Source organism: Bradyrhizobium sp. Kon56, from assembly GCF_055807635.1.
Map to the genome: position 1 here is coordinate 68,418 of NZ_JBVVOU010000016.1, position 18,062 is coordinate 86,479.

16 protein-coding genes are annotated in these 18,062 nt (G+C 65.3%); 8 read left to right on the top strand and 8 right to left on the bottom strand.

Annotated features, from left to right (window positions below):
* The first annotated feature begins 297 nt into the window (after nucleotides 1-297).
* Nucleotides 298-1,635, top strand: a complete 1,338-nt coding sequence (locus AC0L3B_RS23935) for a S41 family peptidase (RefSeq protein WP_026233497.1) — start codon at nucleotides 298-300, stop codon at nucleotides 1,633-1,635.
* A gap of 273 nt (nucleotides 1,636-1,908) precedes the next feature.
* Here AC0L3B_RS23935 and AC0L3B_RS23940 read toward each other — a convergent pair whose 3' ends face one another.
* Nucleotides 1,909-4,641 carry a bifunctional diguanylate cyclase/phosphodiesterase gene (locus AC0L3B_RS23940; RefSeq protein ID WP_473381127.1) on the bottom strand — a complete coding sequence of 911 codons (2,733 nt, stop codon included), beginning with the start codon at nucleotides 4,639-4,641 and terminating at the stop codon, nucleotides 1,909-1,911.
* A gap of 141 nt (nucleotides 4,642-4,782) precedes the next feature.
* On the opposite strand from AC0L3B_RS23940, the gene AC0L3B_RS23945 reads away from it, so the two are divergent.
* Nucleotides 4,783-4,884, top strand: coding sequence for a Flp family type IVb pilin (locus AC0L3B_RS23945; RefSeq protein WP_085353576.1), 102 nt, complete (start codon nucleotides 4,783-4,785; stop codon nucleotides 4,882-4,884).
* Between the two features lie 9 nt (nucleotides 4,885-4,893).
* Here AC0L3B_RS23945 and moaC read toward each other — a convergent pair whose 3' ends face one another.
* Genes moaC through AC0L3B_RS23965 form a run of 4 tightly spaced genes read right to left on the bottom strand, consistent with a single transcriptional unit; the run spans nucleotide 4,894 to nucleotide 9,193 of the window.
* Nucleotides 4,894-5,436, bottom strand: a complete 543-nt coding sequence (gene moaC / locus AC0L3B_RS23950; RefSeq protein WP_018458079.1) for a cyclic pyranopterin monophosphate synthase MoaC — start codon at nucleotides 5,434-5,436, stop codon at nucleotides 4,894-4,896.
* A gap of 1 nt (nucleotide 5,437) precedes the next feature.
* Nucleotides 5,438-6,259 carry an indole-3-glycerol phosphate synthase TrpC gene (gene trpC, locus AC0L3B_RS23955; RefSeq protein ID WP_018458078.1) on the bottom strand — a complete coding sequence of 274 codons (822 nt, stop codon included), beginning with the start codon at nucleotides 6,257-6,259 and terminating at the stop codon, nucleotides 5,438-5,440.
* A gap of 7 nt (nucleotides 6,260-6,266) precedes the next feature.
* Entirely contained in the window at nucleotides 6,267-7,280 is a 1,014-nt protein-coding gene (trpD, locus tag AC0L3B_RS23960; RefSeq protein WP_085362122.1) for an anthranilate phosphoribosyltransferase, read from the bottom strand.
* A 14-nt stretch (nucleotides 7,281-7,294) separates the two neighbouring features.
* The gene (locus AC0L3B_RS23965) at nucleotides 7,295-9,193 is read right to left on the bottom strand and encodes a peptidylprolyl isomerase (RefSeq protein WP_247487523.1); all 1,899 of its coding nucleotides are present in this window, start codon (nucleotides 9,191-9,193) and stop codon (nucleotides 7,295-7,297) included.
* Between the two features lie 223 nt (nucleotides 9,194-9,416).
* On the opposite strand from AC0L3B_RS23965, the gene tpiA reads away from it, so the two are divergent.
* The 3 genes from tpiA (at nucleotide 9,417) to AC0L3B_RS23980 (ending at nucleotide 12,517) form a co-directional block, all read left to right on the top strand.
* Entirely contained in the window at nucleotides 9,417-10,175 is a 759-nt protein-coding gene (gene tpiA / locus AC0L3B_RS23970; RefSeq protein ID WP_473381128.1) for a triose-phosphate isomerase, read from the top strand.
* Nucleotides 10,176-10,332: 157 nt separating this feature from the next.
* Complete coding sequence (secG, locus tag AC0L3B_RS23975; RefSeq protein ID WP_007590603.1) at nucleotides 10,333-10,719, top strand: preprotein translocase subunit SecG; 387 nt, start codon at nucleotides 10,333-10,335, stop codon at nucleotides 10,717-10,719.
* Nucleotides 10,720-10,885: 166 nt separating this feature from the next.
* Entirely contained in the window at nucleotides 10,886-12,517 is a 1,632-nt protein-coding gene (locus AC0L3B_RS23980; RefSeq protein WP_007590604.1) for a CTP synthase, read from the top strand.
* A 4-nt stretch (nucleotides 12,518-12,521) separates the two neighbouring features.
* On the opposite strand, the gene AC0L3B_RS23985 is transcribed toward AC0L3B_RS23980, so the two are convergent.
* The 3 genes from AC0L3B_RS23985 to AC0L3B_RS23995 form a co-directional block, all read right to left on the bottom strand.
* On the bottom strand, nucleotides 12,522-13,184 hold the full coding sequence (locus AC0L3B_RS23985; protein ID WP_446481459.1) for a class I SAM-dependent methyltransferase: 663 nt from the start codon (nucleotides 13,182-13,184) through the stop codon (nucleotides 12,522-12,524).
* A 103-nt stretch (nucleotides 13,185-13,287) separates the two neighbouring features.
* Nucleotides 13,288-14,664 (bottom strand): sensor histidine kinase, encoded by a 1,377-nt coding sequence (locus AC0L3B_RS23990; RefSeq protein WP_018458073.1) that lies wholly within the window; start codon nucleotides 14,662-14,664, stop codon nucleotides 13,288-13,290.
* On the bottom strand, nucleotides 14,661-15,335 hold the full coding sequence (locus AC0L3B_RS23995; RefSeq protein WP_018458072.1) for a response regulator transcription factor: 675 nt from the start codon (nucleotides 15,333-15,335) through the stop codon (nucleotides 14,661-14,663). Before AC0L3B_RS23995 ends, AC0L3B_RS23990 begins: the two co-directional genes overlap by 4 nt.
* Nucleotides 15,336-15,531: 196 nt before the next feature.
* Between AC0L3B_RS23995 and AC0L3B_RS24000 the strand changes: the two genes are divergently transcribed.
* The 3 genes from AC0L3B_RS24000 to AC0L3B_RS24010 all read left to right on the top strand — a co-directional run bounded on the left by AC0L3B_RS24000 (nucleotide 15,532) and on the right by AC0L3B_RS24010 (nucleotide 18,055).
* Entirely contained in the window at nucleotides 15,532-15,858 is a 327-nt protein-coding gene (locus AC0L3B_RS24000; protein ID WP_007610789.1) for an NIPSNAP family protein, read from the top strand.
* A gap of 125 nt (nucleotides 15,859-15,983) precedes the next feature.
* The gene (gene kdsA, locus AC0L3B_RS24005) at nucleotides 15,984-16,847 is read left to right on the top strand and encodes a 3-deoxy-8-phosphooctulonate synthase (protein ID WP_018458071.1); all 864 of its coding nucleotides are present in this window, start codon (nucleotides 15,984-15,986) and stop codon (nucleotides 16,845-16,847) included.
* On the top strand, nucleotides 16,847-18,055 hold the full coding sequence (locus AC0L3B_RS24010; protein ID WP_018458070.1) for an MFS transporter: 1,209 nt from the start codon (nucleotides 16,847-16,849) through the stop codon (nucleotides 18,053-18,055). Before kdsA ends, AC0L3B_RS24010 begins: the two co-directional genes overlap by 1 nt.
* Nucleotides 18,056-18,062: the final 7 nt, after the last annotated feature.

Consider the following 18,062-nt stretch of genomic DNA (forward strand, 5'->3'; position numbering starts at 1 on the left):
CTCCCGAGAATTTGAAGCCTTCCCTGATCGCCTAACCCGTCCGGGGCGCCAAAACCATCCTAAAATGGCATGGCTGCGAGGCGCGGGCCGGCCGGCCGACCCCCGCGGCGCACGAACCGGTCCTGCAACGTTGCCGAAAGTTTGGGTCCGGACCAACCGATTTTTACGGTGTACCCGCCGGCGTGGCATCCCGGCCTTGAAGAAACCAGAATGGTATTGTGAGAAGCAGGCTGGATCGCCATTTGCATGGCGGCTCCCAGCCCCACCGAACCGCGAAGCAAAAAGGCCAGCCTATCCATGCGGAAAACCCTGCTGTTTCCACTGGGCGCGCTCACCGGAGCGTGTCTGACCCTTTTGGTAGCCAGTCCGCACGGCGGCGTATGGGCGGCACGGGCGGCAGCGAGCGCGGATGACGCCTATTCCAAGCTCAATCTGTTCGGCGAAGTGTTCGAGCGGGTGAAGGCGAGCTATGTCGAGAAGCCTGACAATGCCAAGCTGATCGAAGGCGCGATCACCGGCATGGTGACCTCGCTCGATCCGCACTCGCGCTACATGAACGACAAGGCCTGGACCGAGATGCAGGAGACCACCTCCGGCGAGTTCGGCGGGCTCGGCATCGAGGTCACGATGGAGGAGGGGCTGGTCAAGGTCGTCTCGCCGATCGACGACACGCCGGCATCCAAGGCCGGCATCATGTCGGGCGACCTCATCAGCAAGATCGACGGCGATGCCGTGCAGGGCATGACGCTCGAGCAGGCCGTCAACAAGATGAAGGGGCCGGTCGAGACCCAGACCAAGCTCACGATCGTGCGCAAGGGCGCCGACGCCCCGCTCGACGTCGCGATCAAGCGCGAGATCATCCATGTGCGTCCCGTGCGCTTCCACGTCGAGAACGGGGATATCGGCTATATCCGCGTCACCTCGTTCAACGAGCAGACCACCGATGGCCTGAAGAAGGCGATCGCATCGATCACCAAGGAGGTTCCGCCGGAGAAGCTGGTAGGCTACGTGATGGACCTGCGCAACAATCCGGGCGGATTGCTCGACCAGGCCGTGTCGGTGTCGAGCGCGTTCCTGCAGCGTGGCGAGGTCGTCTCGACCCGCGGCCGCAATCCGGAAGAGACCCAGCGCTTTACCGCCCATGGTGGCGACCTCACCAAGGGCAAGCCGCTGGTGGTTCTCGTCAACGGCGGCTCCGCCTCAGCCTCGGAAATCGTGGCCGGCGCGCTGCATGACCACAAGCGCGCGACGCTGATCGGCACGCGCTCGTTCGGCAAGGGCTCGGTGCAGACCATCATTCCGCTCGGCACCGGCAACGGCGCGCTGGCGCTGACCACGGCGCGCTACTACACGCCCTCGGGCCGCTCGATCCAGGCCCAGGGCATCGCGCCCGACATCGAGATCCTCCAAGACGTGCCGCCCGAGCTGAAGGGCCGGATGGACACCATGGCGGAGTCCCAGATGCGCGGTCATCTCCAGGCAGCCGACGGCACCGAGCAGACCGGGTCGCAGTCCTATGTCCCACCGGAAGCGAAAGACGACAAGGCCCTGCATACGGCCTACGACTTCCTGCACGGCCAAACCGCGAATGCGGTCGCCGCCAAGCCGGCGTCGAAGGCTGCGGTGCCGAACTAGGCGCTCGCGACGGTAAGGTGTTGATCGCCCGGGAGCGGATAGCCGTTCCCGGGCGAACTTGTTTCGGGACGCTGTGTCAGCTCGGGTTCATGGCCGCGAAGGTGGCCTCGTAGCAGCCATCGCGCTCGGCCCAGCGGCGGGCGCGGTCGCGCTCGACCAGACCTCGCCGCTGGACCCGCAACTCCAGCAATTGCATGACCTCCGCGACACCCTGCGTCGTGTGTATCGAGGAGAGCTTCTGGGAATGCCGCTGCGCCGACCACGAGGTCCGAACTAGCTTGCCTCGCGGCGCCGGCCTTCCTCGCCATTACGCCGGGCGAGACGGCTGCGATGAGCTGCGAACAGCTCCAGCACCTTGTCGGCGGGCTTTGCGGCGCTGAACAGATAACCCTGCATCTCGGAGCAGCCGAGCGCGCGCAGCAACCGCTGCTGCTCCTCGGTCTCGACGCCCTCGGCCGTGGTGGTCATGCGACGGGCGGCCGCGAGATTGACGAGCGCCTGCACGATGCTGGCGGAGCCGTCGGGGCCGGCGATGTCGTTGACGAAGCAGCGGTCGATCTTGATCTTGTCGAACGGGAAGCGGTGCAGATAGCTTAGCGAGGAGTAGCCGGTGCCGAAATCGTCCAGCGCGATGCGGACGCCGATGGCGCGGAGTTGATGCAGGATCGCAAGCGCCGTGTCGTCGTCGCGGATCAGCACCGCCTCGGTGATTTCGAGCTCGAGCCGGCTCGCCGACAAATTGGAGGCGGCAAGCGCCGCCATGATCTTCAGCGCCAGCGTGCCGCTCTTGAATTGCACCGGCGAGACGTTGACGGCGAGGCGGATGTCGTCGGGCCAGTTCGCCGCGTCCCGGCAGGCGGTCGCCAGCACCCATTCGCCGATCTCGTTGATCAGGCCGGTGTCCTCGGCGATCGGAATGAACTCGGCCGGCGAGACCATGCCGCGCTCGGGATGGCGCCAGCGCACCAGCGCCTCGCAGCCGGTGATGCGGTCGTCCTTCAGGCTGAGGCAGGGCTGGTAATACACCTCGAGGCCGCCTTCGCGTCCGCCTTGGGCGATGGCGTGGCGCAGGGCGATCTCGAGCTGCCGCCGCTCGTGGATCTTGGCGTCCATCTCCGGCTCGAAAAAACGGTAGGTGCGGCGCCCGGCGGCTTTGGCGGCGTACATCGCCATATCCGCGTTCTTCAGGATCTGGTCCAGCGCCGTTCCATGTTGCGGCGCCAGCGCGATGCCGATGCTGGCGTCGGTGGCAAGATGATGTCCCATGCAGTCGAACGGCGCGCGGATGGCCTCAAACACCCGCGCGACGAGTTCGTTGACCTGATCCAGCGATGTCACCGCGCTCTGGACGATGGCAAATTCGTCGCCGCCGAGGCGCGCCACGAAGTCCGTCGGCCCCGCACAGCGGTGGAGGCTCTGCGCGACCGACTTCAGGAGCTCGTCGCCGACGAGATGCCCGAGCGCGTCGTTGACGCCCTTGAACTCGTCGATGTCGATGTAGTGCACCGCGAGTTGTTCGCCGCCGGCGACGAGATCGAGTTCCTGACGCAGATGCTCGTGGAACATGGTGCGGTTGGGCAGGTCGGTCAGTGCGTCGTAATGAGCGAGATGGGTGATGCGCTCCTCGATACGCCGGCGCTCCGTGATGTCCTCATGCGTCGCCACCCAGCCGCCATCCGTGAGCGGTTCGTTCACGATCTGGATCGAGCGACCGTCGGAGGTCTCGACCACCATGGAATTGCGCACGTGGACGTCGCGCAGGACCCGTGCGACATACTGGTCCGCATCGCCGGTGAACGAGCCGGTGGCTTTGCGGTGTGCAATGATGTCGTGAAAGCTGCAGCCGGGTCTCACGATTTCGGCCGACAGCCCGTACATCTCGATGTAGCGCTGATTGCAGATCACGAGCTGCTGCGAGGCGTCGAACAGCAGCAGGCCCTGGGTCATGTTGTTGACGGCGCGGTCGAGACGCTGCTTTTCCAGCGTCAGCCGTTCCCGCGAAAGACGATGCTGCTCCAGGAGCTTGCGAACGATCGCGATCAACACGCCCGCGATGGCGAGCGCGGAAGAGGCCGCGACCGAGATCAGGATGCCGATCTGCTCGCGCCAGTCCGTCAGGGCCGTCGCGCGCGTCGTGGTGGCCATCATCAGGATCGGGAAGTGAGGCAGGGCATGTGAGGAAATCAGCCGGTCCTCGCCGTCAACGGGGCTCATGAAGCGGCCGGTAAAATGGTCGAGCCCGAAAACCCTTTGATGCGCGAACGGACCGTTCTTGAAATTCCGTCCCATCAATTCACTGGAATGGGGATAACGGGCGAGCATCGTGCCGTCCCGGTGCAGCATCGAGATCGTCGTGCTTTCGCCGAGCACGGCTGACTCGAAGAATTTTTCGAAGTTTGCCGGCTCGATGCCGCGTCCGACCACGCCCATGAATTCGCCGTTCGGTCCGACGACCTTGCGCACGATCAGGATGGTCCATGCGCCGGAGATGCGACTGTAGAGTGGCTCGATCAGGACGTCGGGAGCGTTGGGATCGTACCGGAAGGTCTGGAAATAGGCGCGATCGGCGACGTTCACGTTCGGGGCCGGCCATGCCGCCGACGAATTGATCAAATCGCCTTCGGCATCGATGATATTGACGCCGCCCATGTAGGGCAGTGCCTCGATCTTCGAACGCAGCATCCGGTGGAGGTCCTGGCCGGCGAGGCGCTTGCGATAGTCCGCCGCACTGGTGATGCCGCTTGCGCGGACGTAGTCGACGAAATCCTTCTGGATGACCGCGAAATCCTGCAATTGCTGGTCGAAATGATGGGCCAGCATCAGCACGGTGTTTTCCAGCTCGCGCCCGGAGCTGCGCAGCGCACGTTCGCGGAAATTCTGCGCCATCAGCGTCGCGCCGACGGCGATCGCAGCGATCAACAGCGTGCCGCCCACCACCAGCCAGCGGATCGGTCCGCTGCGCACGAAGGCCTGGTCAAAAAGGCGACTGCTGAATCCCGTCATCATGATCAATCGTTGTCGTGCACACGCCAGGGTCAATCGTGCCCCCGGAAACATCCGTTGGTTTACGGGAACGGAGTGGAGGCGAAGTTAGCAAGCTGGGTTAATGGGCCGTGAAGGGACTCTCGCAAAAGCAATCAATATGCGATCGAGTATGGGCTGATTGCGCTCGCGATCGTCGCCGTGGTGGACGGCCTGGGCAGCAAGCTCAATTCAAAATTCGGGTCGATCAGCGCGTCGTTGAAGTAGCAGCCGCAATCAGACGCGGTAATGGCCGGACTTGCCGCCGAGCTTCTCGACCAGATGGATGCCTTCGATGCGCACGCCGCGCTCCACCGCCTTGATCATGTCGTAGATGGTGAGGCAGGCGACCGAGACCGCGGTGAGCGCTTCCATCTCGACGCCGGTCGGGCCCGTGACCTTCACGCTGGCGCGGACGAGGCAGCCTGGCAGCGTTGCGTCTGGCTCGATCTCGACCGTCACCTTCGACAGCGCGAGCGGATGGCAGAGCGGGATCAGCTCCGCGGTGCGCTTGGCGGCCATGATGCCGGCGATGCGGGCGGTGCCGAGCACGTCGCCCTTCTTGGCGTTGCCGGACACGATCAGGTCAAGCGTCGCCCTGGTCATGACGACGCGTCCTTCCGCGACCGCGAGCCGCTCGCTGGCGGGCTTGTCCGACACGTCAACCATCCGCGCCTCGCCGGAGGCGCCGATATGGGTGAGGGCAGGGCCGGTCTTGGTGTTGGACTGGGTCTTGGACTCGGACTTGGCTGGTTTCGTCGCGGTCGGCTTGCGGGCCATGTCAGCGCGTGCCCGTCGCGCGCGCCGTCGTCTCGCGCGCCAGCAATGTGCGCGTCGCAGCGGTAACATCGGCTTGCCGCATCAGGCTCTCGCCGACCAGGAAGGTCGACATGCCGACGCGCTCGAGCCGGGCGAGATCGGCGGGCGTGAAGATGCCGCTCTCGCCGACCATCAGCCGGTCGCCGGGGATCAGCGGCGCCAATGTTTCGCTGGTCGCAAGCGTGGTTTCGAAGGTGCGCAAATTGCGATTGTTGACGCCGATCATCGGCGAACGCAGCTTCAGCGCGCGGTCAAGCTCGGCGCGGTCGTGGATCTCGATCAGCACGTCCATGCCGTGGGCGATGGCGGCATCCTCGAGCTCCTTGGCCGCGGCATCATCGAGCGCCGCCATGATGATCAGGATGCAGTCGGCGCCGTGCGCGCGGGCCTCCGCCACCTGATAGATGTCGAACATGAAATCCTTGCGCAGCACCGGCAGTGACGTTGCCGCGCGGGCCGCCACCATGAAGTCGAGATGGCCCTGGAACGAGGGCGTGTCCGTCAGCACGGACAGGCAGGCAGCGCCGCCGGCCTCATAGGCCCTGGCCAACAGCGGCGGATCGAAATCGGCGCGGATCAGGCCCTTTGACGGCGACGCCTTCTTGACCTCCGCGATCAGCGCGTAGTCGCCATTGGCGTGCTTGGCCTTGATCGCGCGCAGGAAGCCGCGCGGTGCTGCTTGCGCCTTGGCCTTCGCCTCTACCGCCGACAGCGGCTGCGCGCGCTTGGCCGCAGCGATTTCTTCGCGCTTGTAGGCTTCGATCTTGGTCAAGATGTCCGACATGTCAGGCTCAGCCGTTCGAGACCGCGATCAAATGTTTCAGCCGCGCGCGCGCCGCGCCGCTGTCGAGTGATTTTGCGCCGATCACGACACCTTCCTTGAGATCCCCGGCACGCCCCGCCACGACCAATGCGGCAGCGGCGTTGATCAGCGCGACGTCACGGTAGGGGCTCGGTTTGCCGTCGAGCACGCCCTGCAAGGCGATAGCGTTGGCGTCGGCGTCGCCGCCTTTGAGTGCACCGGCCTCGCAGCGCGGCAGGCCCGCGTCCTCCGGCGTCACCTCGAAATTCCGGATCTCGCCATTGTGGAGCGCGGAGACGAAGGTCGGGCCGGTGAGGGTGATTTCGTCGAGGCCGTCTGAACCGTGCACGACCCAGGCGGATTCAGAGCCGAGGTTCTTGAGCACTTGCGCCAGCGGCTGCACCCATTGCCGGGAGAACACGCCGACCATCTGCCGCTTCACACCGGCCGGATTGGACAACGGACCGAGCAGGTTGAAGATCGTGCGTGTCGCAAGCTCCACCCGTGTCGGGCCGACGTTCTTCATGGCGGGATGATGGGCGGGCGCGAACATGAAGCCGATGCCGCATTCGCGTATGCAGCGGCCGACCTGCTCCGGCCTCAGATCGATCTTCACCCCGAGCGAAGCCAGCACGTCGGCAGCGCCCGAACGCGACGATAGCGCGCGGTTGCCGTGCTTGGCCACCGGCAGACCGGCGCCCGAAACGATGAAGGAGGCACAGGTCGAGACATTGACCGAGCCGGAGCCGTCGCCGCCGGTGCCGACAATGTCGACGGCGTCCGCGGGCGCATCGACCGTGAGCATCTTGGAGCGCATGGCCGAGACCGCGCCGGTGATCTCGTCCACGGTCTCGCCGCGTACCCGCAACGCCATCAGCAGGCCGCCCATTTGCGAGGGCGTAGCCTCGCCGGACATCACGGCGTCGAAGGCGGAAGCCGCTTCGTCACGCGACAGGCTGGCGCCGGTCGCCACTTTTCCAATGATCGATTTCAGGTCGTCCATCGCGTGCTTTCAACTCACTGGTTCGCGCCGGTCACCTGCGCGAAGGCGGCCTGATTAATCGTGGTCCCGATGTCGGTTTCAAGCTTGTTGACGTAGGACGCGACCTGCTCCTCGGTCTGCGCGCGGTCGAGACTGTCCTTCAGCTTCTTGACCGCATCGGAAGCGGCATCGACGGTGGGATCGATGATCTCGGTAACGCGGAACACGATCACCTCGGTGCCGCCGGTCACTGCCGTCTGCCCGACGCCGTCCTTGGCGACGCGGAAGGCGGCCGACACGATGGCCGCGGGCACGCTGGCGGGCGAGTCGTCCCGCTTGAAGCCGGTGGCGGTCTCGACCTTGGCGCCGATCGCGGCTGCTTCGTCGGCGAGCTTGCCGCCAGATTCGAGCTTCTGCACCATCTCGGTCGCCTTGGCCTTCAGCTTGGTCGCGATCTGGTCCTGGCGCCAGCGCACCTCGACCTGGTCGCGAACCTCGTCGAGATTGCGGTCGCGCGAGGGCGTGATGGCAAGCACGTCGTACCAGACATAGCCGCCCTTGAACGAGATCGAGTCATTGTCGACGCCGACATCGGTGTTAAAGGCCTGCGACACCACGTCGAGGCCCTGCGGAATGCCGGAGACCGGCTGGCCGCTCGGCGCTCGGCCGGAACGGTCGACGGCGTCGATGGTCAAGGCGGTGAGGCCGAGCTTCTGCGCCGCGTCGATCACGCTGGCACCGCCGCCGCGCTCGTCTTCCATCTTGTCGCGGAGATCGGCGACCTTGACGCGCGCACGCTCGGTGGCGATCTCGCGCTTGATGTCGGCGGCAACGCTCGCGTAGTTCGCCTCAGTGCCCGGCTCGATCTTTTCGACCTTGACGATCGACGTGCCGAGACGGCCCTGGATCGGCTGGCTGATTTCACCGGCGGGAAGCGCGAAGACAGCGTCTCCAACGGCGGGATCGAGCGAGGATTTGGTCACGAGCCCGAGATCGACGTCAGACGCGCTCAGTCCGCGCTCCTTGCCGAGGTCCTCGAACGACGTCCCGCTGGTGAGCCGCTCGCGTGCGGCCTGTGCCTCGGCGGCGTTGGGGAATACGATCTGCTGGATCTGGCGCTTCTCCGGCGTGCCGAGCCGGTCCTTGCGCTGGTCGAATGCTTTCTTGGCGTCCTCGTCCGACACCTCGCTCCACTTGCCGATCTCCTCCGGCGAGACCACGACGAACGCGATCTTGCGATATTCGGGCGCGCGGAACTGGACCTTGTGATCCTCGAAATAGGCGGCGAGCGCCTCCGGCGATGGCGCGTCGATGGTGCCTGCCTGGGCTGCGTCGAGCCTGACGAATTCAATGGCGCGCTGCTCGTTCTGGAAGCGCGTCAGCACGTCGAGCATCGCCTTCGGCGGCTCGAGGCCGGCACCGATCGTGCCGGTGATCTGCCGACGCAGTGAGACCTTGCGCTGCTCCGAAACGTAGCGCTGCTCGGTATAGCCGAAATTGCGGATCACGGACTGAAAGCGGTTCGAATCGAAGTTGCCGCCGACGCCCTTGAAGTTCGGGTCGTTCATGATGAGCTGGCGGATCTGGTCGTCGGACTGGCCGAGCCCGAGCCGGCGCGCCTCTTCGTCGAGGGCGGCTTCCGCGATCGTCTGCTGGAGCACCTGACGGTCGAGGCCGAAGGCGCGCGCCTGCTCAGGCGACAGCGGCCGGCCGAACTGGCGGCTGATCTGCTGGAGGCGATCAGTGTAAATCTGGCGGAACTCGTTCAACGAAATCTCGGTGCCGCCGACCTTGGCCACGGTGGATTGCCCAAAACCCTTGAAGATGTCGGCAATGCCCCAAACGCCGAAACTGATGATCAGCACGCCCATCACAATGGCCATAATGGTCTTGCCGAGCCAGTTTGATGAGGCCTTGCGCATTCCTCGAAGCATTTGGTCCAACTTGTTTGGCAGGAGGGGAACGGGAGCGCGTCTTAATGCAGATTCCGCAAAAGCGCGTCACCAAATTGATCAATCATCATAAAGTGGTGGCTTTCCCCCCGCAACCTCGGGTCTAGCGGGCTTTCGATCCCTGCGGTTAAAAGCCCCTGGTCTCTGGAACTGCCACGGGACCTCTGCTAGCGCATGAACAAACCAAATTTTGCTGGAATTTGACATGACCGATGCCATCCGCCCCCTGATCGCCGGCAACTGGAAAATGAACGGCCTCAAGGCCTCGACTGCCGAATTCGACGCCATGCTCAATGGCGCGGCAGAGGTGGCCGGCAAAGCCGAGCTGCTGGTTTGCCCGCCGGCGACCCTGATCGCTGCCTTTGCCGAGAAGGCACGCGGCAAGAAGGTCGCGGTGGGGGCCCAGGATTGCCACCCCAAAGCCTCGGGCGCCCATACCGGCGACATCGCCGCCGAAATGCTAGCGGATTCGGGTGCGACCGCCGTCATCGTCGGCCATTCCGAGCGCCGCGCCGACCATGGCGAGGGCGATGCCCTGATCCGGCAGAAGGCTGAGGCCGCCTGGCGCGCCGGGGTGACGGCGATCGTCTGTATCGGAGAGACGCAGGGCCAGCGCGATGCGGGCCAGACCCTGGATATCCTGCGCGGCCAGCTCACCGGCTCGCTGCCGGATGGCTCGACCTCCGCCAATCTGGTCGTGGCCTATGAGCCGGTCTGGGCGATCGGCACCGGCCTGACCCCGACGTCTCGGGATGTCGAGCAGATTCATGGCTTTATCCGGGAATTCCTGACCTCCAGGTTCAAGGCCGACGCCGCCGGGATGCGCATTCTCTATGGCGGCTCGGTCAAGCCCTCGAACGCGGCCGAGCTGATGGCCGTGAAGAACGTCAATGGCGCGCTGGTCGGCGGGGCCAGTCTGAAGGCGGCCGATTTCCTTGCGATTGCGCAGGGCTGCCCTAATTAGGCAGGGCCGTCCCTGGCTGGTTCAAACCACTGGTCCGGGGCTGATCGGGGGTGGCAATGCCCCGTCCGATCGTGTAACACCGCGCAACTTCAGGAAAACCCCGCGAAGCACGATTGGCCGCCGTCTCGGCGCTGTCGGCTTGTGACGGAAGGACACTATGCAGACCGTTGTCATCGTCATTCACCTCATGATCGTCACCGTTATGATCGGCGCCGTCCTGCTCCAGAAGTCGGAAGGCGGGGGCCTCGGCATGGGAGGCGGCGCAGGCTTCATGTCGAGCCGCGGCACGGCGAACCTTCTGACGCGGACCACCGCGATTCTGGCCGTCGGCTTCTTCCTCACCAGCCTGTTCCTGTCCTGGTATGCCGGCTACGACCGCAAGCCGTCGTCGATCATCGGTGCGCCGGCGTCGCAGACACAGCCGGCCGGGGGCGGACCGATCGCGCCGCCGACCTCGGGTGGCATCCTGGATTCGCTGAAGAAGGCCGACGAGCAGCAGCAGGCTCCGGCACCGAGCGGCCCGCAGGTACCGCGTTCGCAATAAAACAGGGGGGCCATGCAGGGCGGCTTCTACCGTCCTGGATCAACAATCCCTATCAAGGCTCTGTCACCACTTTCAGTTCTGGCTCACCCACAGCCCCGCAAAATGTTTGGGGCGGAATACGAATCGCTTTGGCGAATCGAATTCGAGGGATTAGAGGTTAAGCCCCATGGCGCGGTACATATTCATCACCGGCGGCGTGGTTTCTTCGCTCGGCAAGGGTCTGGCTTCAGCGGCACTCGGTGCCCTGTTGCAAGCTCGGGGCTACAAGGTCCGCCTCCGCAAGCTTGACCCCTATCTCAATCTCGATCCCGGAACGATGTCGCCGTATCAGCACGGCGAAGTGTTCGTGACCGATGACGGCGCGGAGACCGACCTCGATCTCGGTCACTATGAGCGCTTCACCGGGCGGCCGGCGACCAAGGCCGACAACATCACGACCGGGCGCATTTATCAGGACATCATCTCCAAGGAGCGGCGCGGCGATTATCTCGGCGCGACCATCCAGGTGGTTCCGCATGTCACCAACGCCATCAAGGATTTCGTCCTCGACGGCAACGACGATTACGACTTCGTGCTGGTCGAGATCGGTGGCACCGTCGGCGACATCGAGGGCCTGCCGTTCTTCGAGGCGATCCGCCAGCTCAAGAACGAGTTGCCGCGCGATCACGCCATCTACATTCATTTGACGCTGCTGCCTTACATCCCGAGCGCCGGTGAGCTGAAGACAAAGCCGACGCAGCACTCCGTCAAGGAGCTGCGCTCGATCGGCATCCAGCCGGACATCCTGCTCTGCCGTACCGATCGCGAGATCCCGAAGGAGGAACGGCGCAAGCTCGGGCTGTTCTGTAACGTGCGCGAGAGCGCCGTCATCGAGGCGCGCGACGCCGACAGCATCTACGCTGTCCCTCAGGCTTACCATGCGGCAGGCCTCGACGACGAAGTGCTTGCCGCCTTCGGCATCGGCTCGCGGATTCCGCCGGAGCTGCGGAGCTGGCAGCAGATCAACGAGCGCATCCGCAATCCCGAGGGCAACGTCACCATCGCCATCGTCGGTAAGTATACCGGCATGAAGGATGCGTATAAGTCGCTGATCGAGGCGCTCTCCCATGGCGGCATCGCCAACAAGGTGAAGGTCAATCTCGACTGGATCGAAAGCGAGATCTTCGAGAAGGAAGATCCCGCGCCGTTCCTCGAGCACGTCAACGGCATTCTGGTGCCCGGCGGCTTCGGCCAGCGCGGCGCCGAAGGCAAGATCCGCGCGGCGCAGTTCGCGCGCGAGCGCGACGTGCCGTATTTCGGCATCTGCTTCGGCATGCAGATGGCGGTGATCGAGGCAGCTCGGAATCTCGTCGGGATCGAGGAGGCCAACTCCACCGAGTTCGGCCCGACCAAGGAGCCCTTGGTCGGCCTGATGACGGAATGGCTGCGCGGCAACGAGCTCGAGAAGCGCACCAACGCCGGCGATCTCGGCGGCACGATGCGCTTGGGCGCCTATCCCGCGGCGCTCAATCGCGGCAGCCGCGTTTCGGAAGTCTATGGCGGCGCGACCGAGATTTCCGAGCGCCACCGCCATCGCTACGAGGTCAACACCGCCTATAAGGATCGCCTCGAGCAGCACGGGCTGAAATTCTCGGGCCTGTCGCCCGACGGCGTGCTGCCGGAGATCGTCGAGTACGAGGATCACCCCTGGTTCATCGGCGTCCAGTTCCATCCGGAACTGAAGTCGCGACCGTTCGAGCCGCATCCGCTGTTCGCGTCGTTCATTCGCGCGGCAATGGTTCAGAGCCGCCTGGTGTAATCGCTCAGCGCGTGGCGGTGCAGTCACCTGCAAGATGCATCGGCTCCGGCGCGGCCGGCATTGACGTATCAGGCGCAAGCGATCCCGTGACGAGCTTCATCTGCGGCCGTCGCGTCAGCTTGTAGACGGCGGCCGGCGGCACGTTCAGCAGGGCACGATCCACCAGCTTTGCGCGCAAGCCCAGCCGGTCGAGCACGGGCCGCGGGATCGGACAACTCATGCCGTAGGTGAACTGGTAGAAGGCGCCGCCGGGGCGGACATGACTGAACGCGCCACCGACGATCGAGACCACCTTGCGCGTCGACATGTTGAGCAGCGGCAGGCCGCTCACGACCGCGCCGACGGGCGCGCCGTCATAGAGGCGCTCCGTTGCGAGCCGCCCTGCATCCATCCACAAGACGCGCGCGTTCGGAAAACGCATCTGGAGCACCTTCATGAAGTCGGAGCCGTATTCGATCAGCGTGAGGTCCTGCTGGCGCACGCCGCGTTTGAGCAGCTTGTAGGTGAACGCGCCGGTGCCGGGGCCGAGCTCGAGAACAGGGCCGGTCGATGCGGTGATCTCGCGGGTGATGAGATCGGCCAGCGCCGCGCCTGACGGCGCGATCGCGCCGACGCGGCGCGGGGCTGACATCCATGACAGGAAGAACGAGAGGAATTCGTTGAGCATGCGCACTCCGGCATCTTGGTTGCGCCTCGCAGGTCAGAGGTGAGGCGGCCGAACAATCGCTTGAGTGCATTGCGACAGCATTGCGTGCCGCCTGTCGATTGCGTCAATTCTCCCGGACGGGCGGCAGTGACATCCTGAAGCACGCGCCGCCGATCGCCGTGTCCGCGACCGAGATGTGGCCGCCATGCAGGAGCACGATCTCGCGCACCATGTTGAGACCGAGGCCGGCACCGCGATCCAGCGGTGTCAGCCGGTAGAACGGTTCGAATATCTGTTCGCGCTGATCGGCCGGAATGCCGGCGCCTTCGTCCGTGACCTCGATGCTCGCGGGCCTGCTGACACGAATGCCTATGGTGCCGCGGCGCGGGCCGTGCTGGATCGCATTCTGCACAAGGTTGGTCAGCGCGCGCTCCAGCGCCGCCGCATCGCCGATCGTTTCGACCGGCGTGGAGGGGGCGTCGAGCGCCAACTCGTAGCCGGCGGCAATGGCCAGCGGCGCAAGATCTGCGGCCGCGCTTTGCGCGATTGCGACGAGGTCAACGCGCGTGAAGGGATGGCCGCAGCGGTCGAGCCTTTGAATGTCCAGCAGCTGCTCGGCAAGCGTTGCCAGCCGCGCGGAATCCTCCAGCAACCGGGTCTTGTCCGGCCCCGCTGGAAGCGACTCCAGCCGCGTGTTCAGGATCGCGATCGGTGTGCGCAACTCGTGTGCGGCATCGGCGACGAAGCGCTTGTGGCGGGCATAGCCCTGGTCTAGCCGCGCCAGCGCGTCGTTGACCGCGGTCACGAGCGGCACGACTTCCAGCGGAATCCGGTCCAGCGACAGCCGCGCGCCGCGTTGATGGATGTCGATGCGCCGCGCCTGGTCCGCCGTCGCATCAAGCGCCTCGAAGGCGCGCCGCACGATCATCGGCGTGGCGATGAACGTCGCCGTTCCCATGAGGAGCAGGCCAGGCAGGGCGATGCCGAGCAGTGCAAGCGATGTCATGATCAACGCCTTGGCGCCCGTGAGCTTGCCTTGCGTCGCCGTGATGATTTGCACATTGCCGGCGTCGGTATCGACCCGCTTCAGCCGCGCCGGGGGCTTGCGCGGATCGTCCTCGAACAGCTGCCAGCCGAGCCGGGCCTGGCTGATCTGGTCGAGGCCGCTGCCGATGGCGGCGAATTCGGCCGGCACGGCGCCTTCGCTTAGCGAATGTCCCTGCCTGTCGCGGACCAGGAACCAGAGATCGGGGGTCTCGCTGCGCAATTGTTTCAGCTCGGTCGTCGGCCGCAGGACCAGGTCGCCTTGCGCGTCGCGTCCGAGCGCGCGCTGGACGATATCGATCACGCGATCTTCGTCGCGCCCGGCGATCACGAATCCCGACGCGCTCAATGCCCCGACGACGACGGCAACGAGCGCCGTGAGCAGCACCGCCTGGAGCGACAGCAGGCGCCAGCTCAGCCGCGAGCGCAGGCAATAGGGTTCGTGGTGCTTGCTCATAGCAGCTTCTTCAAGAGATAGCCGACGCCGCGGATGCCGTGGATCTCCACGCGCGCATCGGCTTCCGAGAGTTTGCGGCGCAGGCGCGACACGTGCGTATCGAGCGCATTCGACTGGATCTCGTCGTCGAAACTGTAGACGGCTTCTTCCAGCGCGGAGCGCAGCACGGTCCGGCCCATGCGGCGGACCAGGGCTTCCAGCACGAGGAGCTCGCGTCGCGGCAGCTCGAGCGGAGCCCCGTCGATGCTTGCCTCGCGATGGCCGAAATCGAAGGCGAGGCGGCCGGCGTGCATGATGTCGGGATGCAGCCCGGCGGGCCGGCGCAGCACGGCGCGCAGCCGCGCCAGCAATTCCTCTACCGCAAACGGCTTTGACAGATAATCATCCGCCCCGCAGTCCAGTCCGGCGACCCGGTCGGCGAGTTCGCCGCGCGCCGTCAACACGATGATCGGCACGCCGTCGGCGCGCGCCCGCAGTTTCGGGATCAGGGTGAGACCGTCGCCATCGGGAAGCTGGCGATCGAGCAGGACGGCGGCGTGGACGTCGGCAGAAATGGCCTCTTCCGCCTCCGCGAGCGTGGGGGCGTGGTCCACCACCATGTCGTAGCGCTTCAGCGCCGACGCCAGCGCGTCGGCCATTTCGACCTCGTCCTCGACGAGCAAAATCCGCATGATCCGCACCTCAACCTCAATCGCGCCATTCTAGCGGCCGTATCATTGCGGCAGCATTGCGGGAACCCGCTCTCGATGAAGCGGCTTGAGCGGGCTCTAGCCATGCACGGAACGCTACCGGGGCGGCTGAGCGGGCCTCAAGACACCGTCGGGGCCGGCCGTTATAACCGCCGGACCTGATCAGGGAGGAATATGAATGATCTACGAAATGCGCATCTATCGCTGCGTGCCCGGCCGCCTGCCGGCACTGCTCAAGCGGTTCGAGACCGTCACGCTGAAGGTGTGGGAAAAGCACGGCATCAAGCAGGCCGGGTTCTTCACGACCCTGATCGGTGAATCCAACCAGGAGCTGACCTATTTCCTGGCCTGGGAGTCGCTCGCCGAGCGCGAGAAGAAGTGGGCCGCCTTCATGACCGATCCGGACTGGATGAAGGGGCGCGCCGAGAGCGAGGCGGACGGCCAGATCGTCGGCAACATCGTCAGCCAGATCCTGGCGCCGACCGCCTTCTCGGCGGTGAAGTAGAGGCGGCCGGCGCGAGGGCGTCGCGGAGAGCCTGGGCGCAACCCTGATATTCTGGGAGCCCAGGCCGAATGGGGTTGATCCGCCCTTCATCGCGGCTATGGTCGCGCCGGAACGAGGGATTTGCCTTGAGCTCTTCGACGTCAGCGGCGCCGGTCGTCACCATTGGCAAGGTCAAATTCGGCAATGATCTGCCGATCTCGATCATTGCCGGGCCGTGTCAGCTCGAAAGCCGCCAGCATGCGCTGGAGGTGGCCTCCGCGCTGAAGGAGATCGCCGCGCGGCTGCAGATCGGCCTCGTCTACAAGACCTCATTCGACAAGGCCAATCGCACCAGCGCGTCGGCCGCGCGTGGCCTCGGACTTGCACAATCGCTGCCGATCTTCGCCGAAATCCGATCGTCGCTCGGCCTGCCGGTCCTGACCGACGTGCATGACGCCGGGCAGTGTGCCGAGGTGGCGCAGGCGGTGGACGTGTTGCAGATTCCCGCCTTCCTATGTCGCCAGACCGATCTGCTGCTGGCGGCGGCCGCAACCGGCAAGGTCGTCAACGTCAAGAAGGGTCAGTTTCTTGCGCCCTGGGACATGGCCAACGTCGTGTCCAAGATCACGAGCGCGAACAATCCCAACGTGCTCGTCACCGAACGCGGCGCGTCCTTCGGCTACAACACCCTGGTCTCCGACATGCGCGCGCTGCCGATCCTGGCGCGCACCACCGGCGCCCCCGTGATCTTCGACGCGACTCATTCGGTGCAACAGCCGGGCGGGAAGGGGACGTCTTCCGGAGGCGAGCGCGAATTCGTGCCGGTGCTCGCACGCGCAGCCGTCGCCGTCGGTGTTGCCGGTATCTTCATTGAGACCCATCCCGATCCTGACAGCGCGCCGTCCGACGGACCCAACATGGTGCCGCTGCGCGAGTTCGAAGGGCTGATCCGAAGGCTGATGGCGTTCGACGCGCTCGCCAAGGATTCGACCAAAGCCGACCCGCGCTGATGCAGCAAGGCGAGGCGCGGGCGCACGATCACGGCCTGCCGGCCGCGCTTTACGTCATCTCCGGTGCAAGCTTCGCCGCGGCGCTCTCCGCGCGCGCGCTCGATCCGGTGCTGCCGCACGTCGCGGAGGACTTTGGCGTCAGCATCGCGACCGCTGCCGGTTTTGCCGCGGTGTTCGCCTTCACCTTCTCGATCATCCAGCCGATCGTCGGCGCCGCCGCCGATCTGTTCGGCAAGACGCGGCTGATGATCGGCTGCCTCGCGCTGCTCGGCCTTGCCAACATCCTGGGGGCGCTCTCGAGCTCATTCTCGGTTCTGTTCGCGACCCGTATCCTCGCCGGTATCGGCTCCGGCGGCGTGTTTCCGGTGGCGCTCAGCCTGACCAGCGATCTCGTCGGTCCGGAGAAGCGCCAGGTCGCGATCAGCCGCACGCTCGCCGGCGCGATGGCGGGCAATCTCCTCGGCGCCTCGGCCTCCGGCCTGATCGGCGATTTCCTCGGCTGGCGCGGCGTGCTGGCGGTGCTCGGCGCGCTGGTGATCGTTGCCTCGATCGCGGTCGCCGCCGGTTTTCGTGGCGCCAAGGTCAAGCATCCGCCGAAGACGAGCCTGTCGGCGCTGAAGGCGGGCTATCGCACCATCTTCACCAACCCGAACGCCTATGTCTGTTATGCGGCGGTGTTCATCGAAGGCTGCTGCGTGCTCGGCCTGTTTCCCTACATCGCTTCGTTCCTGTTCGAGCTCGGTCAGACCTCGCTCTCGATCGCGGGCATCGTCATCGCGGGCTTTGCGGTCGGCGGCTTGTTCTACACGCTGACGGTGTCGCGCCTGCTGCCATGGCTGGGCATGAAGGGAATGATGATCGCGGGCATGACGCTGGTGGCTTCGCAGCTCGTTGCCGTCGGCTTCGGCCTGCGCTGGGAAGTGCAGGCGTTCAATCTCATCGTGATGGGATGGGGCTTCTACATCGCCCATGGCTGCCTTCAGATGTTTGCCAGCGAACTCTCGGTCGAGGCGCGCGCAACCGCGTTGTCGCTGCATTCGTTCTTCTTCTTCATGGGGCAGACGGTGGGGCCGCTCGCCTATGGACTTGGCCTCCAGCATGGCGGCAAGATGCCGACCCTGTTCGCGAGCGCCGCGATCATGGTCGCGCTGGGCTTCGCCTGTGCGCGGCTGTTGAAACAGCGGGCGCCATCGGATGCAGTCGCCTAAAAGATGT

Bases quoted from the DNA above. Each gene is read 5' to 3' on its own strand.
- AC0L3B_RS23935 (WP_026233497.1), top strand. From the start codon at position 298: ATGCGGAAAACCCTGCTGTTTCCACTGGGCGCGCTCACCGGAGCGTGT.
- AC0L3B_RS23940 (WP_473381127.1), bottom strand. From the start codon at position 4,641: ATGATGACGGGATTCAGCAGTCGCCTTTTTGACCAGGCCTTCGTGCGC.
- moaC (WP_018458079.1), bottom strand. From the start codon at position 5,436: ATGGCCCGCAAGCCGACCGCGACGAAACCAGCCAAGTCCGAGTCCAAG.
- trpC (WP_018458078.1), bottom strand. From the start codon at position 6,259: ATGTCGGACATCTTGACCAAGATCGAAGCCTACAAGCGCGAAGAAATC.
- trpD (WP_085362122.1), bottom strand. From the start codon at position 7,280: ATGGACGACCTGAAATCGATCATTGGAAAAGTGGCGACCGGCGCCAGC.
- AC0L3B_RS23965 (WP_247487523.1), bottom strand. From the start codon at position 9,193: ATGCTTCGAGGAATGCGCAAGGCCTCATCAAACTGGCTCGGCAAGACC.
- tpiA (WP_473381128.1), top strand. From the start codon at position 9,417: ATGACCGATGCCATCCGCCCCCTGATCGCCGGCAACTGGAAAATGAAC.
- secG (WP_007590603.1), top strand. From the start codon at position 10,333: ATGCAGACCGTTGTCATCGTCATTCACCTCATGATCGTCACCGTTATG.
- AC0L3B_RS23980 (WP_007590604.1), top strand. From the start codon at position 10,886: ATGGCGCGGTACATATTCATCACCGGCGGCGTGGTTTCTTCGCTCGGC.
- AC0L3B_RS23985 (WP_446481459.1), bottom strand. From the start codon at position 13,184: ATGCTCAACGAATTCCTCTCGTTCTTCCTGTCATGGATGTCAGCCCCG.
- AC0L3B_RS23990 (WP_018458073.1), bottom strand. From the start codon at position 14,664: ATGAGCAAGCACCACGAACCCTATTGCCTGCGCTCGCGGCTGAGCTGG.
- AC0L3B_RS23995 (WP_018458072.1), bottom strand. From the start codon at position 15,335: ATGCGGATTTTGCTCGTCGAGGACGAGGTCGAAATGGCCGACGCGCTG.
- AC0L3B_RS24000 (WP_007610789.1), top strand. From the start codon at position 15,532: ATGATCTACGAAATGCGCATCTATCGCTGCGTGCCCGGCCGCCTGCCG.
- AC0L3B_RS24010 (WP_018458070.1), top strand. From the start codon at position 16,847: ATGCAGCAAGGCGAGGCGCGGGCGCACGATCACGGCCTGCCGGCCGCG.